Here is a 5,281-nt window from a genome sequence, read left to right as displayed (position 1 = left end):
GGGTGGGGCTGGGGACCATCACATGCCGACCCACCCAAGTCAGGTCAGCCGAACGCCCCGTGCCGCCCACGATCGGGGCCATCCGCCGGCCGCTCCCCCGAAGCGGCACCGGCGTCGGCGGCATCGCCGCCCTCCGCGTTCCTGGCGGGCGTACGACGCCCCCCGGCGATGCCCAGGCCGCCGCGCGGCGCCTCGTCCGACCGAGGCTCGGGCGTCGGGAACGGCGAGGCGCCGCGCGGGGCGTCGCTCGCGTCGCCGCCCGGACTGCGCGCCAGTCCGGACCGGCCGCCGCCACCGCCCTGCGACCGGGCGAAGGTGCTGCCGAGCACGGTTCCGAGCTGGGACAGCGCGGTGATCACATAGGCCGCCTGCATGCCCGGCGGCACGGCGACCGGCGCGGCCGCGGCTCCACCCGGGGCCTCCCGGTGCCCGCCCCCGGCGGGGCCGCTTTCCGGTGTGGAGGCGCCTTCGGCGCCGGTGCCGCCCGCTGGGTCCGGGCCCGAGGAGCCGCCGAGCAGTTCGGTGTGGTCGGCGGACCGGGCCGCGAGCGCCCGGTCCAGATCCTCCAGCGAGAACGCGTGCGCGCTCCCGCGCGTCACCTCTCCCCCGACCGCACCGCCGAGGTCGGCGAACTCGTCCCCGTCGCCGAACGCCGCGCCGCCGTGCTCCTCCCCCGGGCCGTCGCCCAGCGTCCGGGCTTCCTCCCGCGCCGCCCGCCGGGCGGCCTCCTCCGCGTCGTCGGCCGCCGACGACAGCGCGTCGCCGGCCGTGGTGAACGCCGGCAGCGCCTCCTCCACGGCGGCACGCAACCGCCGCCACTCGCCGTCGAACACCTCCGCGGCCCGCCCCCGCCACTGCTCGCCGACCACCGCGCGCACCTCGGCGTCCAGCGCGCGCAGCACGTCCTCCACCTGCCCGCCGAACTGCCGCCAGCCCGCGGCGGCCTCGCGCAGCGCCTCCACCGTCCGCTCCTCGCTCACCGCGCCTCCCGGTACCGCTCGACGAACTCCTCGTACACGTCGTCGCTGTTGCGGGCGGTGGCCCGCAGCCCGCCGCCTATCTCCTCCAGCTTGTCCCGCAGCTCGCCTACCAGTCGGCCCGCCTCCTCCGCCATCTCGCTCAGCTCCGCGTACGAGACCTGTTCGGCACCGGCGGGGTGTTCCGTGAGCGGGGCGGCGCCCGCCGGCGGGGCCGCCGCCTCAAGATCGGTGCGGCGACGGAAGTCCGAAAGATGCCGTCCCAGGTCGTAGGCGTGGGTCGAGAACGATGCCCCGAGCCTTCTCAGTTCGTCGGTGTTGACGTGGAGTTCGTCGGACATCAACTCTCCCGTTGGTCAGGGTCGTACGGCTGCGCGGGCGCCGACCACATCTAGCACACGGGCTACCGGCCGCCGGCGGGCGCGGTGCGCGGTCCGCGGCCGGACCGCTGCCCCACCACACGCGTGCGACGCGGCGAACGGTTCGCGCCACCGCCGGGCGGGCGGCCGTTTCTCCCACTCTGCCGGACAATCGGCCGGTTCCTCTCCCGCCCGGCGCCACCCCGGGCCTCGCCGACGTACCACCGGCGCGTGACAATGGGGGTGCGCCGCCGCTGGCGGCCGCAGCGAAGGCCAGAGGTGTGGGAGGAAGAGCCGTGAAGGACGAGCGGGACATCCAGGAAGAGAACCTCATGGAGGATCTCGAGGACCCGACCCAGGCCCGGGACACCCGCAGGGCGCTGGACCAGCTGCGGAAGAACCCGGACGTCGATCCCCGGCTCCAGGAGATGGCCCGTGAACTGCTCAGCGGCCGTACCGGACTTCGCGACATCATCGAGAACCCGACCTATCTCTCCGTGCTCGGCGAGAACCTGAACCGCATCCGCCAGGCCGCCGAGCAGCTGACACCCGAGGAGGAGGAGCGCTCCCGGGAGCAGGCGGAACGCTTCTTCGCCGAGCAGAAGGAGGAGGCCGAGAGGGAGGACGCCGAGCGGGAGCAGCGGGCCCGCGAGGAGCGGGAGAACTCGCCGCGCCCCAAGCGCCGGCACTGAGCCGCGCCGCCCGACGGTGCGGGGCGGCGCGGAACCATGCCGCGCCTGTCCGCCGTCACCACACTCGGCGGCCACGCCCGTCCAGTCACCACACAGCCATCACACAGCCATCACACAGCCGCAGCGGAACACCGCACAGCAGCAGCGCTACGAACGGGGGAAGACGTGTCGAACGACGGTTTGCAGGCCGATCCTTCCGTCCTCCAGGCCGAGGGCCGGAACTTCGTCAAGCTCAGCAAGGACTTCGCCAGGGCGGTGAAGACGTTGGAGAACGGCCTCAAGGCCGCCGGCGAGTACGGCGGAGGGCGTCCGCCGTGGGGGGCCGACGACATCGGTGACAACTTCGGCGCCCTGTACACGGGTTTCCGGGACGGCATGTTCGAGTCCATGACACACCTGACGGGCCGGCTCGACGACATCGGCAACGGCCTCAAGGGCATGGGCACCAACCACGAGATCAACGAGGACTTCAATGACTCGCTGCTCAAGGCCGAGCAGGCCAGGGCCGAGTCGCTGGGCATCGGCAAGGTGCCGCACATCAGCTCCAGGGCGATCTGAGGTGCGGGTGGCCGGCCCGGCCCGGCCACCCGCCCACCGCGCGCCGCGACGCAGCGCGGCGAAGATCCGGCATCCACGTCGACGTCCGCCCGGCCCCACCTCGGGCGGGCACGGCGTGACACGACAGAGAACCACGCGGAGACGACGCACCATGACCGGCACCGGCCAGACCCACGAACCGCACCCCCACATCGGCGGCCGCGCCGAGGCACTGCGCGCGCTCGCGGCGTGGCGCATGGAGTGGCCGGGCTCGCCCCGGGTAGTCCTGCTCACCGGCAGCCCGGGCACCGGCCGCTCATGGCTGCTCACCGGCTTCCTGATGCTGTGCGAGCCCCAGTACCGCAAGCGCCTGCCGCTGGACGCCATGGACCCGGCCACCGTGCCGCCGGAGCTGCCCCCGCCGGCCGTCCCCGGCGCCGCCGGGCTGACCGCCGCGCAACTGCTGTGGGTACTCGCCGACCACTACGGCGTCCAGGCCACCCGCACCGCCGACGTCTTCACCGAACTCGCCGCGCGGGAGGAGACGTTGACGATCGTCGTGCCCGACGTCGACCAGGCGGGCCCGGTACGGGCCGCGCAGGAGCCGCGGCGACTGGCCCACGACGTGCTGCGTCCGCTGGCCGCGCTGCCCAACGTCCGGCTGCTCGTCGACCTGCCCAGGGACCTCGTCGACGAGGTGACCGCGGAACTACCGCCCGGCGCCGCGCAGGTCATCGACCTGGACGAGCCCCGGTGGGCCGACCCCGACGGGCTGGCGCTCCAGGCCGAGGCCCAGCTCGACCCGCTGTTCGGCGCCCCCGACCTGCCGTTCACCACCGACCCGGCGGCGCGGCGCGCCCTCGGCCGGGCCCTCACCGAGCGCACCGGCGCCGGGGCCGGCAGCCGCCTGACGGTGCGACTCGCGGTGAACTCGATCCTCGCGCACCCGCAGAGCTTCGACCCGGCCGACCCCGCCCACCTGCCGGCCACCGTCGGCGACACACTCGACCTGCACGCCCGCCGTCTGGGCGCCGACCCCGTGACGCTGCGGCTGCTGCTGGCGCCCCTCGCCCTCGCCGAGGGCGAGGGCCTACCCGTGCAACTCCTCGGACCGCTCGCGAACGCGGTCGCCGAGACCGACATGAGCGCCGCGCTCGCGGAGGGCATGCTGCTGGTCGCCCCCTTCATCGAACCCGTCCGGCCCTCGGAGGGCGCCACGGACGGGGACACAGGCGTGGACCCTGACGGGGACACTGACGGAGACCCGGGCGGGGACCCGGACCGCGGGACGGACCCGGCAGCCGACCGCCCGCTGCTGCGCCTGGCGCACGCGGCCCTCGGTGACGAGATCCGCGCCTGGCTGCCGGACGTGCCCGCCGCGCAGGGGCGCGTCGCGATGGCACTGCTGGCCGAGGTCCCCCAGCAGGACTGGTCGAAGGCCGACCCCTACGTGCGGGACCACATCGCCGCCCACACCCTGGAAGCCGGGCTGCTGCCCCAACTCCTCACCGACCCCGGCCTGTTCACCCACGCCGATCCCGTGCTGCTGCGCGCCGCCGTGGAGGCGGTGCCCCCGGAGAGCCTCACCGCTCCCGCCCGGACCTACCTCCGCACCGCCCCGCTCCTCACCCGCACCCAGGCACCCGCCCGGACACGCGCGGCCCTGCTGGAGACCGCGTTCGCCGAGGACGGCCTCGACCCGTACGCCGCCGCACTCCACCGCCTCGTGCCCGACCTGCCGTGGCGCACCCTGTGGACGCTGCCGCTGAGCGGGGTGAGCGCGGCGACCATCGGCCGGCTCCCCCGCACGGCCCTTCCCGCACCGAACAGCCCGCCCGAGGACCAGCCGACCGGGCCGGACGCCGGCGACACCCTCCCGGTCGCCGTACTGGTCGTGCCCGCCGGCACGCCCGGCGCCCGTGTCCTGCCCGCCGCAGGCGAGGGCCCGCCGCCCGGCGCGGTGCTGCTGCTCCCGCTCGAAGGCCCCGCCGAGCCCCTGGACGTCGACCCGACGCTGGTCCGCATGCCGTCCGACGAGGAGCGGGCCGCCACCCCCCTCGGCATCAGCCGCGGCGGCGACTACGTCCGGATCTGGCAGCGCGGCCCCGAGCAGCGCCTGGTCACCGCCTACGTCTCCGCGACGCCGCTTGTCGGCGCGGACGTCGACGCCGGCGGCGTCCTGCTGCTCGCCACCGAGAACGGCGCCAGGGCACTCCGCCTCACACCCCCGCCGGAGGCCACCGACCAGGGTTCCGGCCAGTAGGCCCCGCCCGCGACCAGGCCGGTAGGCTCGGTCGCCGAACGCCGCACCCGCCGGCACCCCGCCCCGGCGCGCCCGGCGTCGACCCGACCAACCCGCCCCAGCACACACAGCAGTCGAAGCTTCGGGACGCTCTCGGCCCGATCACCGGCGAAGATCCAGGGAGTTCCACGTGGACAGCCAGCAGTCCGGCAGCCGCCCGGCGACCGGCCCCGGCAACACGGCGGTCGCGACGTACATCGACCAGGCCAGCGGAGAGGAGACCAACGTCTTCCGCGTCTCCTCCCCCGGTCGGCCGCCGGTCGAGTACCAGCTGTACGGGGAGCTGCAACGGCTCGGCGTGAACGGCGAAGACGTGCGCCACCTGCACACCGACCTGAGCCCCAGCCTGCTCCCCGGCGGCTACACCCTGGCCTACGTCAGCCGGGCGTTCCCGAACGCCGAACTGAGCTGCAC

General features: G+C 75.1%; 6 protein-coding genes. 4 read left to right on the top strand and 2 right to left on the bottom strand.

Features of this window, described 5'->3' with window-relative positions; translation table 11 throughout:
- Positions 1-44 precede the first annotated feature (44 nt).
- Positions 45-980: a WXG100 family type VII secretion target gene (locus GL263_RS20810; protein ID WP_182857256.1), complete on the bottom strand. Its 936-nt coding sequence runs from the start codon at positions 978-980 to the stop codon at positions 45-47.
- Positions 977-1,318 carry a hypothetical protein gene (locus tag GL263_RS20805; RefSeq protein WP_182857255.1) on the bottom strand — a complete coding sequence of 114 codons (342 nt, stop codon included), beginning with the start codon at positions 1,316-1,318 and terminating at the stop codon, positions 977-979. Before GL263_RS20805 ends, GL263_RS20810 begins: the two co-directional genes overlap by 4 nt.
- A 314-nt stretch (positions 1,319-1,632) precedes the next feature.
- Here GL263_RS20805 and GL263_RS20800 point away from each other — a divergent pair, with 314 nt between their 5' ends.
- From GL263_RS20800 to GL263_RS20785, 4 genes are all read left to right on the top strand, one after another.
- On the top strand, positions 1,633-2,028 hold the full coding sequence (locus GL263_RS20800) for a hypothetical protein (RefSeq protein WP_182857254.1): 396 nt from the start codon (positions 1,633-1,635) through the stop codon (positions 2,026-2,028).
- Positions 2,029-2,193: 165 nt separating this feature from the next.
- Positions 2,194-2,586, top strand: a complete 393-nt coding sequence (locus tag GL263_RS20795; protein ID WP_182857253.1) for a hypothetical protein — start codon at positions 2,194-2,196, stop codon at positions 2,584-2,586.
- Between the two features lie 151 nt (positions 2,587-2,737).
- On the top strand, positions 2,738-4,828 hold the full coding sequence (locus GL263_RS20790; protein ID WP_182857252.1) for an ATP-binding protein: 2,091 nt from the start codon (positions 2,738-2,740) through the stop codon (positions 4,826-4,828).
- 169 nt (positions 4,829-4,997) lie between these two features.
- A partial coding sequence (locus GL263_RS20785) for a nucleic acid/nucleotide deaminase domain-containing protein (RefSeq protein ID WP_323379499.1) occupies positions 4,998-5,281 on the top strand: 284 nt, incomplete at its 3' end.

This window comes from Streptomyces durbertensis, assembly GCF_014156695.1.
GTDB lineage: Bacteria > Actinomycetota > Actinomycetes > Streptomycetales > Streptomycetaceae > Streptomyces > Streptomyces durbertensis.
This window is presented reverse-complemented; position numbering and strand designations above follow the sequence as displayed.